The organism is Streptomyces sp. NPDC048606 (assembly GCF_040650855.1).
In the GTDB taxonomy this organism is placed as follows: domain Bacteria; phylum Actinomycetota; class Actinomycetes; order Streptomycetales; family Streptomycetaceae; genus Streptomyces.
This window is the reverse complement of the sequence record NZ_JBEZIB010000005.1, coordinates 228,511-243,781: the sequence shown is the minus strand read 5'-3', so window position 1 is coordinate 243,781 and position 15,271 is coordinate 228,511. Positions and strand designations below refer to the sequence as shown.

Here is a 15,271-nt window from a genome sequence, read left to right as displayed (position 1 = left end):
CTATTGATCTACGCTCGGTGGCATGCCTATGCTCCCGGGCATGCAGCTGATCCAACAGAACCCGGACATCCATGCCTACTTGGCATCGGACGGGGCGATCGACCACTGGCACCCACGGGTGCAGGACACCGCGGACGCCCTCTGGTCCGCCACCGGCGACGCATACTCATACGCCAAAGTGGCCTTCGAATTCGTCCGCGACACCATCCCGCACTCGGCGGACTCCGGCGCCCCCGGCGTGACCTGGCGCGCCTCCGACGTGCTGGCCACCCGCAACGGCATCTGCCACGCGAAGTCCCACGCCCTCGTCGCCCTCCTGCGCGCCCAGGGCATCCCGGCGGGCCTGTGCTACCAGCGGCTCACCGAGGACGACGGCACCGACCCCCTGCTCCACGGGCTCGTCGCCCTGCGCCTGCCCGGAGCCGACCGCTGGTCCCGGGTGGACCCGCGGGGCAACCGGCCCGGCGTCGACGCGCGCTTCGACCTCGACGAGGAACGCCTCGCCTTCCCCGTGCGCCCCGAACTGGGCGAGGTCGACCACCCCGGGGTGTACGCCGCCCCGCACCCCGCCACCCTCAGGGCGCTCCGGGAGTCCGCGGACCGGCGGGAGCTGTGGGGGCGCCTGCCGAAGGACCTGTAGCCGCCCCTCGCGTCCGCGCCGCCGCCCGTACGGGTCCGCGCGGCGCCATCGACGCGTGCAGCGCGGCCCCCGCGAGCTGCAGGCCGGCGATCCCGAGCAGCAGCGTCCACGCCGGCGCGGCGGCCGCCAGCCCCACCAGGGCGGCGCCCGCGGACGCCGCCGTCACCTTGAGCCCGGCCCCGAGGGTGAACACCTGGGCCCGGGTCCCCGGCGGGGCGAACTCCGAGCGGATCCGCAGCGTGGCCGTCAACAGCGGCCCGTCGCACACCCCCGCCAGCGCGAACAGCACGGCCGTCAGGGGCAGCGACGCCGCGAACGCGGCCCCGGCCAGCGCCACCCCGGTCGCGGCCATCGCCGCGCACGCCATCCGACCCGGGGCGACGGAGGTCATCCGGCCCAGCGTCAGGGAACCCGCCAGCGCGCCCACCGCGAAGGACGTCACCAGCACCCCGCCGCCGCCCGGGCTGCCGAGGCCCCGGGCCAGCAGGACGGACGTGGTGGTCAGCGCCCCGACGCCGACGAAGGCCAGGGTCGTCGCCGAGGTGACGGCCCGCAGCTCCCGCACCCGCCACAGGGCCGCCAGCCCCGCGCCGAGCCCGACCCGGGGGCCCTCCCGGGAGGGACCCGCGCCCCGGTCCTCGTAAGGGAGCGTGGCCGCCAGGGCCACGGCCAGGGTCCCCGAGAGGGCGAGCGCCAGCATGGCCTGCGCCGCCGAGGCGTACGCGGCCGTCAGGCCGACGACCGCGGGCGCGGTCACCGCCGCCGCGTTGTACGTGGACGCGTCCCAGCCGTAGGCCCGCTCCCGCCGCGGCCCCTCCGGCAACAGCCCCGCGACCAGGCTCGACAGCCCGCCCGTCACCATCGGTCCGCAGGTGCCGCCGAGGACCGCCACCGCGAGCACCACCGGCGTCGGGGCCCGCCCCAGCAGCACGGAGAGCGTCGCCACGGCCACCGTGAACCCGGCCAGCGCCCCCGGGTAGAACAGCCGGGGCCGGCGCGTGCGGGCGGCCAGCACGCCCGCCGGCGGCGCCGCCAGGACGTTCGGCGCCAGCCAGGCGGTCAGGACGAACGCCCCGTGCGCGGCGCTGCCGGTGCGCTCCAGCGCGAGCAGCACCACCGCCATGCCCATGCCCTCGGAGGCGAACCGCGCGGCCAGGGCCGCCCCCAGATACCGGCCGAAGCCGCCCATCGCCATCCCCGTCCCCCTCGTGCCCCGGACCGGCGTGCGCCGGCGGGCTGCCCCTCTCGGAGGGTACGGGGCGGGGCCGTGCGCCGGCAGGCGGCAAAGCGACGGTGGACAACGTTGTCGGATCGACGCGGCGTACGCCTTCGCGCCGCCGGAACACCCCGTGGACCACCCGCACCGCGCACCGGACGGGCCGCCGGACGCGGCGCGGCGACGAGCCCGCGGCCGGGATCGTCGCCGCGCCGGGCCGGACGGTCAGCCGGCCTCGCGCACCTGCGCGGCGGTCGGGGCGGTGCCCCCCAGGTGGGCCGGGAGCCACCAGGAGTCCGCCGGGCCCTGCGGCTTGGCCGGGTAGGCGGCCTGGGCGGCGTCCAGCAGCTCCTGGACGCGCTCGCGCAGCCGGCGGGTGATCGCGCCCGCGTACTGGTCGCTCGGGGCCTCCAGCGGCTCGCCGACCCGCATCGTCACCGGGATGTGGCTGCGCTTGAGGTTCTTCGGGCGGCCCTTGGTCCACAGCCGCTGGGTGCCCCACAACGCCACCGGGATCAGCGGGACGCCGGCCTCCTGGGCCATGCGCGCGGCACCCGACTTGAAGCTCTTGAGGGTGAACGACTGGGAGATCGTCGCCTCCGGGAACACCCCGATGATCTCCCCGGCCCGCAGCGAGTCCAGGGCGTGCCGGTACGCCGACTCACCCTGCTCGCGGTCCACGGGGATGTGCTTCATCGCGCGCATCAGCGGGCCCGACACCTTGTGCCGGAACACCGACTCCTTGGCCATGAAGCGGACCAGGCGCTTCTGCGGGCGGGCCGTCAGGCCGGCGAAGATGAAGTCGAGGTAGCCGATGTGGTTCGACACGAGGACCGCGCCGCCCTTGCGCGGGATGTGCTCGGTGCCCTTCATGTCGATCCGGATGTCGAGCGCGCGGAAGAGCGTGTGCGCGGCACCGATCACTGGGGGATAGACGAGCTCAGCCATGATGGGGAGACCCCGCTTTCTGCCTGGGGAGGTGCTCCCGGCCGGAAGTTACGGCAGCGTAGGTACGCGACCATGGGGATCGTGCCCCAAACCGGGCCCGGTGGCCAGTCCGCAGGCCCCCGGTCGGGGAGATTCTCGTCACGCGCGACCGCGCGCCGCGAACGCGGGGCGCCGCGGGGGCGCTCGCGTCCGGGGCACCGGCCGGCGAGGGTCGGGTGGGTACGTGCACGAGGGAAGCGTAGACAGGAGTGGGTGTGCGGGGACAGGAACCGGACGCGGCGGGCGCCGGCGGGCACGGGCCGTTGGGCGCGGTCGAGCTGGGTCGGGTGCCGGGGGAGCGGGCCAGTCTGGTCCAGTTCTCCAGCGCCTTCTGCCGGCCCTGCGCGGCGACCCGGCGGATCCTCGCGGAGGTGGCCGCCATGGTGGACGGGGTCGAGCACATCGAGATCGACGCCGAGGCGAACCTGGAACTGGTGCGGGCCCTTGCCGTCGAGAAGACCCCGACCGTCCTCGTCCTGGACGCCGCCGGTCGGATCGTGCGCAGGGCGGAGGGGATGCCGCGCAAGGCGGACGTGATCGCGGCCCTGGGCGCGGCGGTCTGAGGCCCGCGACGGCGCGGCGGTGCGGGTGCGGTGGGGTGCGGCGGGGCCGGTGTGCGGCGGGGCGCGGGACGTCGGTGTGCGGTGGGGCGCGGCGGGGCGCGGCGGGGCCGGGCGCGCTCCGGCGGCGGCGCCCGCGGGGGCGCCGTACCCCGGTGCGCGCGCCCGTACGCAGCGTGACGCGCCTGACATCTGACCGCTGCGGCTTGACTGTGTACGCGTGAGATCGCCAGGCTGGCCGCATGCGGTATGAACTCCTGCTTTACGGGCGGGTCCATGTGGACCTCGTCCGCCACGCGAGCGCGCGCTGTTGGGATCACTGAACGCCCCCGGCCCCCGATCCCCGATCGCGTCCGCGCCTTTCGCGGCAGAAGGAAGTCCTCCCATGACGGCCCCCACGGTCCCGATGGCCCCGCCCGCCCCCTTCGACGAGGGCCGCCCGGCCCTGCCCGGTTCGCCCGAGCTGCTCCGCTCCGTCTTCCGGCGCCACGCGGCCGGTGTGGCCGTGATCACCGCCGAGAGCGGGGGTCGGCCGGTCGGCTTCACCGCCACCTCGCTCAACTCGGTCTCCGCCGACCCGCCACTGCTCTCGTTCACCATCGGCACCGGGTCCTCCAGTTGGCCGGCCGTACGCGACAGCGAGCACCTGGGGGTCCACATACTCGGCGAGCACCAACGGGAGCTGGCCGGCCTCTTCTCGCGCAGCGGAGCCGACCGCTTCGGCCCGGGCACCGCGTGGACGGACGGGCCGCACGGGGTCCCGCTGCTCGACGGGGTGCTGGCGTGGCTGGTGTGCCGCGTGGTGGCCCGGGTGCCGGCCGGCGCCCACCGGGTGGTGATCGCCGAGGCCGTGGCCGGGGACCCCGCCGGCGAGGGCCGCCCGCTGCTGTACCACCAGGGGCGCTTCAACGCGTTGCGCGACTGAATCGTCCCTGCTGGGGAGGGTTCGGGCGGCGTTGGCCAGATCACAGTTCGGTGGCCTTGCCAGCGGGGAAGACCCACTGTGTACTGACGAGTAACATTCCCTTCGGAGCGCGGCCCGCCCCGACCGGGATCCGCCCCACAAGGCGCCTATGCTGCCTTCACAAGGCGGTACCAGTTAAAAGACGATGCGGTAGGAGAGCCGGCGTGAGCCTGAGGATCGTTGTCTGTGTGAAGTACGTGCCCGACGCCACCGGCGACCGGCAGTTCACCGAGGACCTGACCGTGAACCGCGACGACGTCGACGGCCTGCTGTCGGAGCTCGACGAGTACGCCGTCGAGCAGGCCCTGCAGATCGCCGACGAGGCGGACGACGCGGAGATCACCGTCCTGACCGTCGGCCCCGAGGACGCCAAGGACGCGCTGCGCAAGGCGCTGTCGATGGGTGCCGACAAGGCCATCCACGTCGAGGACGACGACCTCCACGGCACCGACGTCATGGGTACCTCGCTCGTGCTCGCCAAGGCCATCGAGAAGGCCGGTTACGACCTGGTCCTCACCGGCATGGCCTCGACCGACGGCACCATGGGCGTCCTCCCGGCCATCCTCGCCGAGCGCCTGGGCGTCCCGCAGGTCACCCTGCTCTCCGAGGTCAAGGTCGAGGACGGCACCGTGACGGGCCGCCGCGACGGCGACTCCGCGAGCGAGCAGCTGGAGGCCTCCCTCCCGGCGCTCGTCTCCGTGACGGACCAGTCGGGCGAGGCCCGCTACCCGTCCTTCAAGGGCATCATGGCCGCCAAGAAGAAGCCGGTGGAGTCCTGGGACCTGTCCGACCTGGACCTGGAGTCCGACGAGGTCGGCCTCGAAGGCGCCTGGACCGCGGTCGACTCCGCGGCGCAGCGCCCGGCCCGCACCGCGGGCACGATCGTCAAGGACGAGGGCGAGGGCGGCAAGCAGCTGGCCGAGTTCCTGGCCGGCCAGAAGTTCATCTAGAACTTCCGCCGCCCCCTCACGCCCCCAGATACTTCGCAACAGCAGGAGAGCAGTCCCATGGCTGAAGTTCTCGTCTACGTCGACCACGTGGACGGTGCCGTCCGCAAGCCCACCCTCGAGCTGCTGACGCTGGCCCGTCGCATCGGCGAGCCCGTCGCCGTCGCCCTCGGCGCCGGTGCGGACGCCACCGCCGCCGTGCTCGCCGAGCACGGTGCCGTCAAGGTGCTCACCGCCGACGCCCCCGAGTTCACCGACTACCTCGTGGTGCCGAAGGTGGACGCGCTCCAGGCCGCGTACGACGCCGTGTCCCCGGCCGCCGTCCTGGTCCCGTCCTCCGCCGAGGGCAAGGAGATCGCCGCCCGCCTGGCGCTGCGCATCGGCTCCGGCATCATCACCGACGCCGTCGACCTGGAGGCCGGTGACGAGGGTCCGGTCGCGACCCAGGCCGCCTTCGCCGCGTCGTTCACCACCAAGTCCCGCGTGTCCAAGGGCACCCCGGTCATCACCGTGAAGCCGAACTCGGCCCCGGTCGAGGCCGCTCCGGCCGCCGGCGCCGTCGAGGCGCTCGCCGTGACCTTCGGCGCCCTGGCCACCGGCACCAAGGTCGTCTCGCGCACCCCGCGCGAGTCGACGGGTCGCCCCGAGCTGACCGAGGCCGCGATCGTGGTCTCCGGTGGCCGCGGCGTCAACGGTGCCGAGAACTTCGCGATCATCGAGGAGCTCGCGGACTCCCTCGGTGCCGCCGTCGGCGCCTCCCGCGCCGCCGTCGACGCCGGTTGGTACCCGCACACCAACCAGGTCGGCCAGACCGGCAAGTCGGTCTCCCCGCAGCTGTACATCGCCTCCGGCATCTCGGGCGCGATCCAGCACCGCGCCGGCATGCAGACCTCGAAGACCATCGTGGCCGTCAACAAGGACGCCGAGGCCCCGATCTTCGACCTGGTCGACTACGGCGTGGTCGGCGACCTCTTCGAGGTCGTCCCGCAGCTGACCGCCGAGATCAAGGCCCGCAAGGGCTAGTGGCGCCCGGGGGCCGGCGCTCGCCGCCGGCTCCCGAACGCAGACGCGAGGGCCTTCCGGGCCGGGGCGGACGATCGTGTCCGCGCCGCCCGGGAGGCCCTCGCGTCGTATCGGGGCGCCCGCGCCGGCGGCCCCGTCCTGACCAGCACGTGTGTCGTCCGCGGGGCCGTGTGGTGATTGTCACCACACGGCCCCGGCTCGTTGGGCCGGGACGGCGGGGGGACCATTGACTGAGCGGAACCCCGTGACTAAATTCTGCTATGCGGATCTAAGCTTCCGTGAAGCGGAAAAGAGGAGAGTGCACGATGGGTCAGCAGGAGAAGGTGGCGACGAGCCTCGCAGGCGCGGTCAGCGAGGGCATCAGCGCCTCCCTGGCGCCGGTGGACGCGGAACTCGCGCGTCACTACCCGGGCGACCCCGGCACCCGTCAGCCCATCCACACCGTCTACGTCCCCGGCGACGTCTTCGCGGCCGACACCATCCGCTCCTGGGGGGACCAGGCCCTGGCCGCCCTCGACGAGCACGCCCCCGACGCCGCCACCTTCGCCAAGGTCCTCGGCATCTCCGACGAACTGGCCGGCCCCGTCTACGACCGCGTCCGCGCCAAGCTCCTGAGCGAGCCCATCGAGGACCTCCGCGTCGACTTCGAGGACGGCTTCGGCGTCCGCTCCGACGAGGAGGAGGACCAGGCGGCCGCCCGCGCCGCCCGGCTGATCTCCGAGGCGTACTCCAACGGCACCAACGCCCCCTACATGGGCATCCGCATGAAGTGCATGGAGTCCAACGTCCGCGACCGCGGCATCCGCACCACCGACGTCTTCCTCTCCGGCCTCCTCGCCCACGGCGGTCTCCCGGACAACCTCGTCCTGACCCTGCCCAAGGTGACCTACGCCGAGCAGGTCTCCGCGTTCGTCAAGCTCCTGGAGGCCTTCGAGTCCTCCCGCGGCCTGCGCCCCGGCCGCATCGGCTTCGAGATCCAGATCGAGACCAGCCAGTCCATCCTGGCCTCCGACGGCACCGCCACCGTCGCCCGCATGATCGAGGCCTCCCAGGGCCGCGCCACCGGCCTGCACTACGGCACCTTCGACTACAGCGCGTGCGTCGGCGTCTCCGCCGCCTACCAGGCCAGCGACCACCCCGCCGCCGACCACGCCAAGGCGATCATGCAGGTCGCGGCCGCCGGCACCGGCGTACGGGTCTCCGACGGCTCCACCAACGTGCTGCCGATCGGCACCACCGAGAAGGTCCACGAGGCCTGGAAGCTGCACTACGGCCTCACCCGCCGCGCCCTGGCCCGCGCCTACTACCAGGGTTGGGACATGCACCCGGGCCACCTCCCGACCCGCTACGCGGCCGTCTTCACCTTCTACCGCGAGGGCCTGGAGACCGCCGCCGCCCGCCTCAAGGCGTACGTCGCCAAGATCGAGGGCGACGTGATGGACGAGCCGGCCACCGCCAAGGCCCTCGCCGGCTACCTGGTCCGCGGCCTGGACTGCGGCGCCGTCGGCATCGAGGAGGTCACCTCCCTCACCGGTCTGACCCGCGCCGAACTGGACGCCTTCGCCATCCCGCGCCGCTCGGCGACGCTGACCGCCACCTCCTGACCCCGCCGGGCGTGCGGCGCCGGGTCATCCGGCCCCACCGCGCGCCGGCGCCGGCGCACGGCCCGTCCGGGACCCTTCCGGACGGGCCCCGCCCTTCCCGGACCGGGCCCGCGGCGCGGCCGGCCCCGTCAGGTGCCGGCCCAGGGCGAGGGCGGCGAGCACCGCCACGAACGCGCACACCCCCGCCCACCCGGCGAGCCCGTGGACGCGCACGCCCAACCAGGAACCGGCACTTCCGCCCAGGTAGGCGCAGGTCATGTACGCCGTGTTGAGCCGGCCCCGGGCATCGGGGCGCACGGCGAAGACCCGCGCCTGGTTGGCGACCGTCCCGCACTGCAACGCCACGTCGAGCAGCAGCGTGCCCGCCGTCAGCGCGAACAGCCCCCACGCACCGCCCGCGACGCCCCCGGCGAGGACGCCGGCCGCGAGCAGGACGCCGATCAGGCAGACGAGGTTCATCCCGTCGGGACCGCGCCGGTCCACCAGCCGCCCGGCGAGCGGGGTGCACAGCATCGTCACCGCGCCGACCAGGGCGAGCATCCCCACCGCCCGGGTGTCCATCCCGTACGTCGGGCCGGTCAGCAGTAGCGCCAGGCAGGTCCAGACGGCCGAGAAGGCCCCGAAGATTGTCGCCTGGTAGAGGCAGGAACGGCGCAGTTCGGGCTCCGTGCGCAGCAGCCGCAGCGCGTCCGTCAGCAGCGTCCGGTACGGGCTGGGCGGGGGAGGGGGCGTGGCCGGCAGCGCGCGGGCCAGGACGCCCGCGAGGAGCAGGACCACGACCGCCGCCGCCAGGTACGGTGCCCGCCACCCCAGCCGTTCCCCGAGCGTGGAGCTGAACGTACGGGCGAGCAGCATGCCGCCGATGGACCCGCTGAGCAGGGTCCCCATCACCGCGCCCCGCCGATCGGGGGCCACCAGCCCGGCGGCCATCGGGGCGATGATCTGCGCGGCCACGGTGGAGACGCCGACGCAGACGCCGGCGGCGACGAGGAACGGCAGCGCGGGTGCGCAGCCCGCCGCGAGCAGGGCCGCGCCGGAGAGGGCGAGCAGGGTCACCAGGTACGGCCGGTGCGGCAGCCGGTCGCCGAGCGGGACCAGCAGGAACATCCCCAGCGTGTAACCGACCTGGGTGGCCGTCACCACGAGCGAGGCGGTGTCGGGGGAGACGTCCAGACCCGTCGCGATCAGGGGGCCGATCGCCTGCGGGAAGTAGATGTTCCCGACGGCCACGGCGCAGGTCAACGCCAGGATCAGGACGGTTCCCCGCCCCAACTCGGCCCGCGGGGCCGCTGTTCGTGTCATGCGTCGAGTCCACGGCAACCGGGCCCCGCGGCCAATCGATGTAGCGTGGTGCTTAATGATCAGTTTCGGGCTCGGCGTCGAGGACCTCGCCGACACGCGGTTCGCCCTCTCCCCGTTGGGCGAGACGGTCTTCAGCCTGCGTGTGCTCCGCGAGCCGGGCCTCTCGGCCCTCCACCTGCCGTGGCGCGCCTCCGTCCTGGCCCGGCTCGACGCCCTCGACGGCCGGCTGTTGATGTCCCTGGTCGCGCCGCGCCTCACCCTGCCGGACTTCCTGACGCCCCGACCGGCCGACTTCGACCCGGCGTTCGAGGAGGAACTGGCCGGTGTCCGCGCCACCCCGCCCGACCTGGTCCGACGGGACCTGATCGCCGCGTACGCCCCGGACCCCCTCCCCGCGCCGCTCGCGGACGCCGCCCGCGCGGACGCGGCGCGGGTCGCCGCCCTGCGCGACGCCGTCTGCGACGTGCTGCGCGACTACTGGGAGGTCGCCGTCCGGCCGCTGTGGCCCCGGATGCGGACGCTGCTGGAGGCCGACATGACCTACCGCGCCCGGCAACTGGCCGTGGGCGGGGCCCGCCGGCTGTTCGCCGGGATGCACCCCAACCTGCGCTGGCACGACGGCGTCCTGTACGTCGACCGGATGCTCGCCGCCCACCACGTCGAGGCGCACGGCCGGGGACTGCTCCTGGTCCCCTCGGTGTTCGCGCACAAGCCCGCGCCCCCGGTGAGCCCCGAGGAGCCTCCCCTGCTCGTGTATCCCAGCCGGGGGGTGGCGACGCTGTGGGATCCGGCGCCGACGGCCGACGCGTCCGCGCTGGACGCCCTGCTCGGAGCCCCCAGGGCGCGGATGCTCCGGCTCCTCGACGAGCCGCTGCCCACGGTGGAGATCGCCCGCCGCTTCCGGGTCACCCCGAGCGCCGTGTCCCAGCACCTGCGGGTGCTGTACGCCGCCGGTCTGTTGGCGCGGGCCCGCGACGGGCGGCTGGTCCTGTACCGGCGCAGCCCCCTCGGCGACCTGCTGGTGGGCGGCGGCGGGTCGGCGTAGCGCTACGACGTCGGCTCCGCCGGGGGGAGTTCGCCCGAGCCGCGCGGGATCAGGCGGGTCGGGAGCTCGATCCGGGCGGGGGGCAGCTCGGCGCCGGCCAGCCGTTGGAAGAGCCGGTCCGTGGCCACCCGGCCCAGCGCGGCGGCGTCCTGGGCGACCACCGTCACCCCGGGGCGCAGCAGGTCGGCGAGCTCGAAGTCGTCGAAGCCGACCAGCGCCACCGGCCGGTCCCGGTCCGCGAGGACCCGTACCACGGTGACCGTGACCCGGTTGTTGCCGGCGAAGAACGCGGTCACCGGCTCCGGGCCTTCGAGCATCGCGCGGGCCGCGCCCGACACCCGCTGGGGGGCCGTGGAGCCCACCGACACCCAGGAGGGGTCCACCGGCAGGTCCGCGTCCGCCATCGCCGCCCGGTACCCGCGCAGTCGTTCCGTCGCGGTGTGGATGTGCGGCTGGTCACCGATGAAACCGATCCGGCGGTGCCCGCCCGCGATCAGGTGGGCCACCCCGTCGCGGGCGCCGCCGAAGCTGTCCGACAGCACCACGTCCGCGTCGATCCGGCCGGCCGGACGGTCCACGAACACCATGGCCACCCCGGCCCGGATCTCCGGCTCCAGGTAGCGGTGGTCGTCCCCGGCCGGGATCACGATCAGCCCGTCCACCCGGCGGGCGCACAGGGCCAGGGCCAACTCCCGCTCGCGGTCCGGGTCCTCCGCGCTGGACCCGTTGATCAGCAGCGCGCCGTGGGTGCGGGCCACCTCCTCGACGGCCCGGTTCAGGGGACCGTAGAAGGGGTCCGCGAGGTCCTCCAGGACCAGACCCACCGTCGCGGTACGCCCCTTGCGCAGCACGCGGGCGCTGTCGTTGCGGCGGAACCCGAGCGCCTCGATGGCCTCCTGGACCCGGTGTTCGGTGTCGGGGGTCACCCCCGGCTCGCCGTTGACGACCCGGGAGACCGTCTTGAGGCCCACACCCGCCCGGGCCGCCACGTCCTTCATGGTCGGCCGGTTGCCGTATCGGGGCTCGGACGGGCGGCGGCTGTGCGGCACGGTGGGGAAACCTCCGGGACGGCGATGGCGGACGACGGTCGGGGCAGGGCCCTGACCTTGAGGATAAGCACTCGTCCGGTGGGCGGGTTTCCGTGGCAGGGTGGTGCGGGCAAGCCACTGGGGGCTTCGCAGGCGAGCCATCGGGAGAGGGGTAGACGTGATTGTCTGGATCAACGGCACGTTCGGCGCCGGGAAGAGCAGCACGGCCCGCGAACTGACCGGACTTCTGCCGGACGGCACCCTGTTCGACCCGGAGTTCATCGGCGACGTGCTGATGCGGATCCTGCCGGACGCACGCCGTGCCGAGGTCACGGACTACCAGGACCTGCCGAGTTGGCGCCGCCTCGTCGTGGACGGGGCGGCGGCGCTGCTGGCGGAGGTGGGGGGCGTGCTGGTGGTGCCGATGACCCTGCTGCGCCAGGAGTACCGCGACGAGATCTTCGGCGGGCTCGCGGCCCGCCGGATCGCCGTGCGGCACGTGCTGCTCGCACCGGCGGAAACGATCCTGCGGGAGCGGATCGCCACCCGTCGGGAGCCCGGGGCGCCCGAGACGGTCGACGTCCGGGTCAGACAGTGGGCGTACGACCACATCCCCGCCTACCGACAGGCCCTCGGCTGGCTGAGCGCCGACGCGCACGTCATCGACAACGGGCACCTCACGGTCCGCGAGACGGCGGAGCGGATCGCCGAGGCGCTGCGGTCCGGCACGGCGCCGGCCTGCGACATCGTGCAGACCCCGGAGCCGACGCGCGAGACGGTGGCCTCGGGGGTGCTGCTCTTCGACGACGCGGACCGGGTGCTGCTGGTGGATCCGACGTACAAGCCGGGCTGGGAGTTCCCCGGCGGCGTCGTGGAGGCGGGCGAGGCGCCGACCCGGGCGGGCGTGCGCGAGGTCGAGGAGGAGCTCGGCCTGACCCTGGACCGGGAACCGGGCCTGCTCGTGGTCGACTGGGAGCCGCCCTGCCCGCCGGCGTACGGGGGGCTGCGGTTGCTCTTCGACGGCGGCCGGCCGACGCCCGCGCAGATCGCCCGACTGCGCCTGCCGGGCCCTGAGCTGCGGGCCTGGCGGTTCGTCACGGAGGCGGAGGCCGCCGAACTGCTGCCGCCGCACCGCTTCGAGCGCCTGCGGGGGGCGCTGCGCGCCCGGGAACGAGGCCGCCCGCTGTACCTGGAGGCGGGCCGGCCCACACCCTGACGCGGGCCGGGCGGCCTCCGTCCGCCTGCCGGGCCGTGCGGGCCGTGCGGGCCGTGCGGTGCTCGGGTCGGGGCCGTCCGTGCCGTGCCGTGCCGTGGCCTCTCGGCCACGGGGGTGAGACGTGCCCGCCCGCTCGGCCCTTCGCCTGGTCCTCGGGTCGGGGCCGTCCGGTCCGTGCTGCCGCCCCGTGCCGCGGTCACGCGGGCCGCTGGCGCCGGCGGGCCCTCGTCCGGGCGCCCGCGCACACCGCGAGCGCGACGGCGATCAGGGCCGCCGCCACCGCGTACGTGACCCGCGTACCGGCGGCGACGGCGCCCGGGGCCGCCGTCGTGACGTCCGCCGCGCCGGAGGCCAGGGCGAACACGGCGCCCATGGCCGAGGCGCCGGTGATGAGTCCGAGGTTGCGCGACAGGTTGAGCAGTCCCGAGACCACGCCCCGCCGGTCCGCCGGGACGTCCGCCATCACGGCGGCGTTGTTCGCGGTCTGGAACACGGCGTAGCCGCACGTGAGCAGGGCCAGCGGGGCGAGGTGACCGGGAACGCCGAGCCCCGGGGAGGCCGCCGCGAGCAGGCAGGCACCGGTGACCATGACCAGCAGCCCGGCGACCGTCGTCCGCCGGGCGCCGAACCGGTCGGTCAGACGCCCGGCCGGGACACCGGTCAGCGCCGCGACGAGCGGACCCACCGACAGGGCGAGGCCGGTGAGGGCGGCGTCCAGCCCCAACGCCCGCGACAGGTGGAAGGGGCCGACCACCATCGTGGCCATGACCACGGTCGACACGAGCGCGCTCATGGCCAGCCCCGCGCTCAGCTCCGCATCGCGCAGGGCCGCCGGTCGCACCAGCGGCGCCGCCGCCCGCGCCTCGACGCGTACGAACACCACCACTCCGCACAGCGCCACCGCCGACAACGCCCACACCATCGGCCCCGGGACGCCCCCGCCCGGGGCCAGGGCCAACGCGTACGCGGCCAGCGTCGCGGCGAGGACCAGGGTGCCCGCGTGGTCGAAACGGGGCCGGCCGTCGGCGCGGGGCGCGGGGGCGTCGGCGGGCAGTCGGCGGCGTACCAGGAGGAACGCCAGGACGCCGAGCGGCACCTGGACGAGGAAGATCGCCCGCCAGCCGGGGCCGGCGAGCAACAGGCCGCCCAGGGAGGGGCCCAGCGCGGTGCCGACCGCCGAGGTCGTGCCCAGGATCCCCATGGCCCGGCCGGTGGCCTCGCGGGGAACGGTCCCGCCGACGAACGCCATGGTCAGCGCCATCATCACGGCCGCCCCGACCCCCTGCGCCGCCCGGGCCGCGATCAGCAGCCCGAGGGTGGGGGCGAGGCCGCACAGGACGGACGCGGCCGTGAAGAGGGCGATCCCGGCCGACAGCAACCGGCGGCGCCCGAACAGGTCACCGAGGCGTCCCGCCCCGACGATCAGGCCGGTGACGGTGAGGAGGTACGCGAGGACCACCCACTGCACCCCCCGGAAGGACGCGGAGAACTCCCGCGCCAGGGAGGGGAGCGCGACGTTCGCGATGCCGGCGCCGAGCGAGGACAGCAGCGCGGACAGGGCGAGCGCGGCCAACGCCCACCGCACCGACGCGGGCCGGGCCCCGGCCGCCGGCGGCGCGGCCGGCGCCGTGGCGGGGTCCGCGTCGGGGCGTCTCACGAGGCGGCCCGCCGTGCACCGTCGTGCGGCCGTACGCCGGTGTGGACCGTGACGGCGGACAGCAGGAAGACGTCGGGGCGCAGCAGCACGCCCGCCTCCGACGCGGGATCCACCAGCACGTCGAGGGTCCTCAGGTCCCCCGCGTCCAGGAACCCGCCCGTGTTCTCGCGCAGCCGGCTCAACTGGAGGTGCAGGAAGGCCCGGCCGGCGTCGTCCAGCGGGGCGGGCACGTCGACCAGGGCCGTGAAGGAGCGTACGTCGCCCAGCCCGGCGCGCCGGAGCATGGCCGCCCAGTCCTCGACGACGGGAGTGCTCCCGGGGAGGGACTCCCGCATGTCCTGGAAGGACCGCTCGTGGGCGGCGTCCAGGCGGGACTGGAGCCCCGGCCGGCCCACGCCGATGTCACGCGGCAGGAACCGCATCGGCAGCCCGCCCTCCGCGACGGCGAGCACCCCGCCCGGCCGCAGGGCCCCGGCCAACGTGTCCAGCGCGGCCTGCTGGTCCCCGAGGTGGTGCACGGTCTTGCTGGTCCACACGAGGTCGGCGGTGCCGACGCCGGTGTCCCCGGACAGGTCCTCGGGCAGGCGCGCGTGGCGGGCGGTGACCCGGCCGGCCAGGCCCAGCCGGTCGGCGCGGGCCAGGGTGCGGTCCAGCAGCGCGGCGCTGCCGTCCACGGCGACGGCCTCGGCGTGCGGGAAGGCCTCGGCGAGCAGGCAGGTCATCACGCCGGGCCCGCTGCCGATGTCGAGGACGCGGCGCACCGGCCGGTCCGGGCCGAAGAGCGCGCCCAGGTGGTCGGCGATGCGGCGGTGGGCCGGGAGGTGCAGTTCGGCGCCGGTCTCCAGGTGGTCGGCGAGCACCGACCAGTCGAGGTCTGCGTGGTCGCCGTGGCCTTGGCCGTGGTCCCCGTGGCCGTGGCCGTGGCCGTGGGCGTGGGCGGGCGCGGGGGACGCGTGTCCGTCGACCGGGCCGTCGTGGCCGGAGCCATGGCCGGAGTCGTGGCCGTGGGGTCCGGCCGGGGCGTGGTGCGCGTGTGTGGTCATGCCGGGAGGGTGCGGCCCCGCCCGAGGGTCTGGCAACTT

General features: G+C 75.0%; 14 protein-coding genes. 8 read left to right on the top strand and 6 right to left on the bottom strand.

Going from position 1 to position 15,271, the window contains the following annotated elements:
* Nucleotides 1–40 precede the first annotated feature (40 nt).
* Complete coding sequence (locus tag AB0D01_RS08200; RefSeq protein ID WP_363054298.1) at nt 41–640, top strand: transglutaminase family protein; 600 nt, start codon at nt 41–43, stop codon at nt 638–640.
* On the opposite strand, the gene AB0D01_RS08195 is transcribed toward AB0D01_RS08200, so the two are convergent.
* Nucleotides 576–1,835 carry an MFS transporter gene (locus tag AB0D01_RS08195; protein WP_363054240.1) on the bottom strand — a complete coding sequence of 420 codons (1,260 nt, stop codon included), beginning with the start codon at nt 1,833–1,835 and terminating at the stop codon, nt 576–578. The two genes, AB0D01_RS08200 and AB0D01_RS08195, sit on opposite strands and share 65 nt — an antisense overlap.
* Before the next feature lie 246 nt (nt 1,836–2,081).
* Nucleotides 2,082–2,804 (bottom strand): lysophospholipid acyltransferase family protein, encoded by a 723-nt coding sequence (locus AB0D01_RS08190; RefSeq protein ID WP_363054239.1) that lies wholly within the window; start codon nt 2,802–2,804, stop codon nt 2,082–2,084.
* 302 nt (nt 2,805–3,106) lie between these two features.
* Between AB0D01_RS08190 and AB0D01_RS08185 the strand changes: the two genes are divergently transcribed.
* From AB0D01_RS08185 to AB0D01_RS08165, 5 genes are all read left to right on the top strand, one after another.
* A complete protein-coding gene (locus tag AB0D01_RS08185) occupies nt 3,107–3,406 on the top strand; it encodes a thioredoxin family protein (protein ID WP_363054297.1) in 300 nt (99 codons plus the stop codon).
* 403 nt (nt 3,407–3,809) lie between these two features.
* Nucleotides 3,810–4,328, top strand: a complete 519-nt coding sequence (locus AB0D01_RS08180) for a flavin reductase family protein (protein WP_363054296.1) — start codon at nt 3,810–3,812, stop codon at nt 4,326–4,328.
* Nucleotides 4,329–4,531: 203 nt separating this feature from the next.
* On the top strand, nt 4,532–5,317 hold the full coding sequence (locus tag AB0D01_RS08175; RefSeq protein ID WP_363054238.1) for an electron transfer flavoprotein subunit beta/FixA family protein: 786 nt from the start codon (nt 4,532–4,534) through the stop codon (nt 5,315–5,317).
* 57 nt (nt 5,318–5,374) lie between these two features.
* The gene (locus AB0D01_RS08170) at nt 5,375–6,337 is read left to right on the top strand and encodes an electron transfer flavoprotein subunit alpha/FixB family protein (protein WP_363054237.1); all 963 of its coding nucleotides are present in this window, start codon (nt 5,375–5,377) and stop codon (nt 6,335–6,337) included.
* Nucleotides 6,338–6,642: 305 nt separating this feature from the next.
* Nucleotides 6,643–7,941, top strand: a complete 1,299-nt coding sequence (locus tag AB0D01_RS08165; RefSeq protein ID WP_363054236.1) for an aldolase — start codon at nt 6,643–6,645, stop codon at nt 7,939–7,941.
* Nucleotides 7,942–7,965: 24 nt separating this feature from the next.
* On the opposite strand, the gene AB0D01_RS08160 is transcribed toward AB0D01_RS08165, so the two are convergent.
* A complete protein-coding gene (locus tag AB0D01_RS08160; RefSeq protein WP_363054235.1) occupies nt 7,966–9,243 on the bottom strand; it encodes an MFS transporter in 1,278 nt (425 codons plus the stop codon).
* Nucleotides 9,244–9,298: 55 nt separating this feature from the next.
* Here AB0D01_RS08160 and AB0D01_RS08155 point away from each other — a divergent pair, with 55 nt between their 5' ends.
* Entirely contained in the window at nt 9,299–10,288 is a 990-nt protein-coding gene (locus tag AB0D01_RS08155) for a winged helix-turn-helix domain-containing protein (RefSeq protein ID WP_363054234.1), read from the top strand.
* A gap of 2 nt (nt 10,289–10,290) precedes the next feature.
* Here the strand turns inward: AB0D01_RS08155 and AB0D01_RS08150 are convergent, their stop codons facing one another.
* On the bottom strand, nt 10,291–11,286 hold the full coding sequence (locus AB0D01_RS08150) for a LacI family DNA-binding transcriptional regulator (RefSeq protein WP_363054295.1): 996 nt from the start codon (nt 11,284–11,286) through the stop codon (nt 10,291–10,293).
* A 208-nt stretch (nt 11,287–11,494) separates the two neighbouring features.
* On the opposite strand from AB0D01_RS08150, the gene AB0D01_RS08145 reads away from it, so the two are divergent.
* A complete protein-coding gene (locus tag AB0D01_RS08145) occupies nt 11,495–12,532 on the top strand; it encodes an NUDIX domain-containing protein (protein WP_363054233.1) in 1,038 nt (345 codons plus the stop codon).
* A gap of 196 nt (nt 12,533–12,728) precedes the next feature.
* On the opposite strand, the gene AB0D01_RS08140 is transcribed toward AB0D01_RS08145, so the two are convergent.
* Together AB0D01_RS08140 and AB0D01_RS08135 are read right to left on the bottom strand one after the other, a co-directional pair.
* Nucleotides 12,729–14,189 carry an MFS transporter gene (locus AB0D01_RS08140; RefSeq protein WP_363054232.1) on the bottom strand — a complete coding sequence of 487 codons (1,461 nt, stop codon included), beginning with the start codon at nt 14,187–14,189 and terminating at the stop codon, nt 12,729–12,731.
* Nucleotides 14,186–15,232, bottom strand: a complete 1,047-nt coding sequence (locus tag AB0D01_RS08135) for a methyltransferase (protein ID WP_363054231.1) — start codon at nt 15,230–15,232, stop codon at nt 14,186–14,188. Before AB0D01_RS08135 ends, AB0D01_RS08140 begins: the two co-directional genes overlap by 4 nt.
* Between the last annotated feature and the right edge of the window lie 39 nt (nt 15,233–15,271).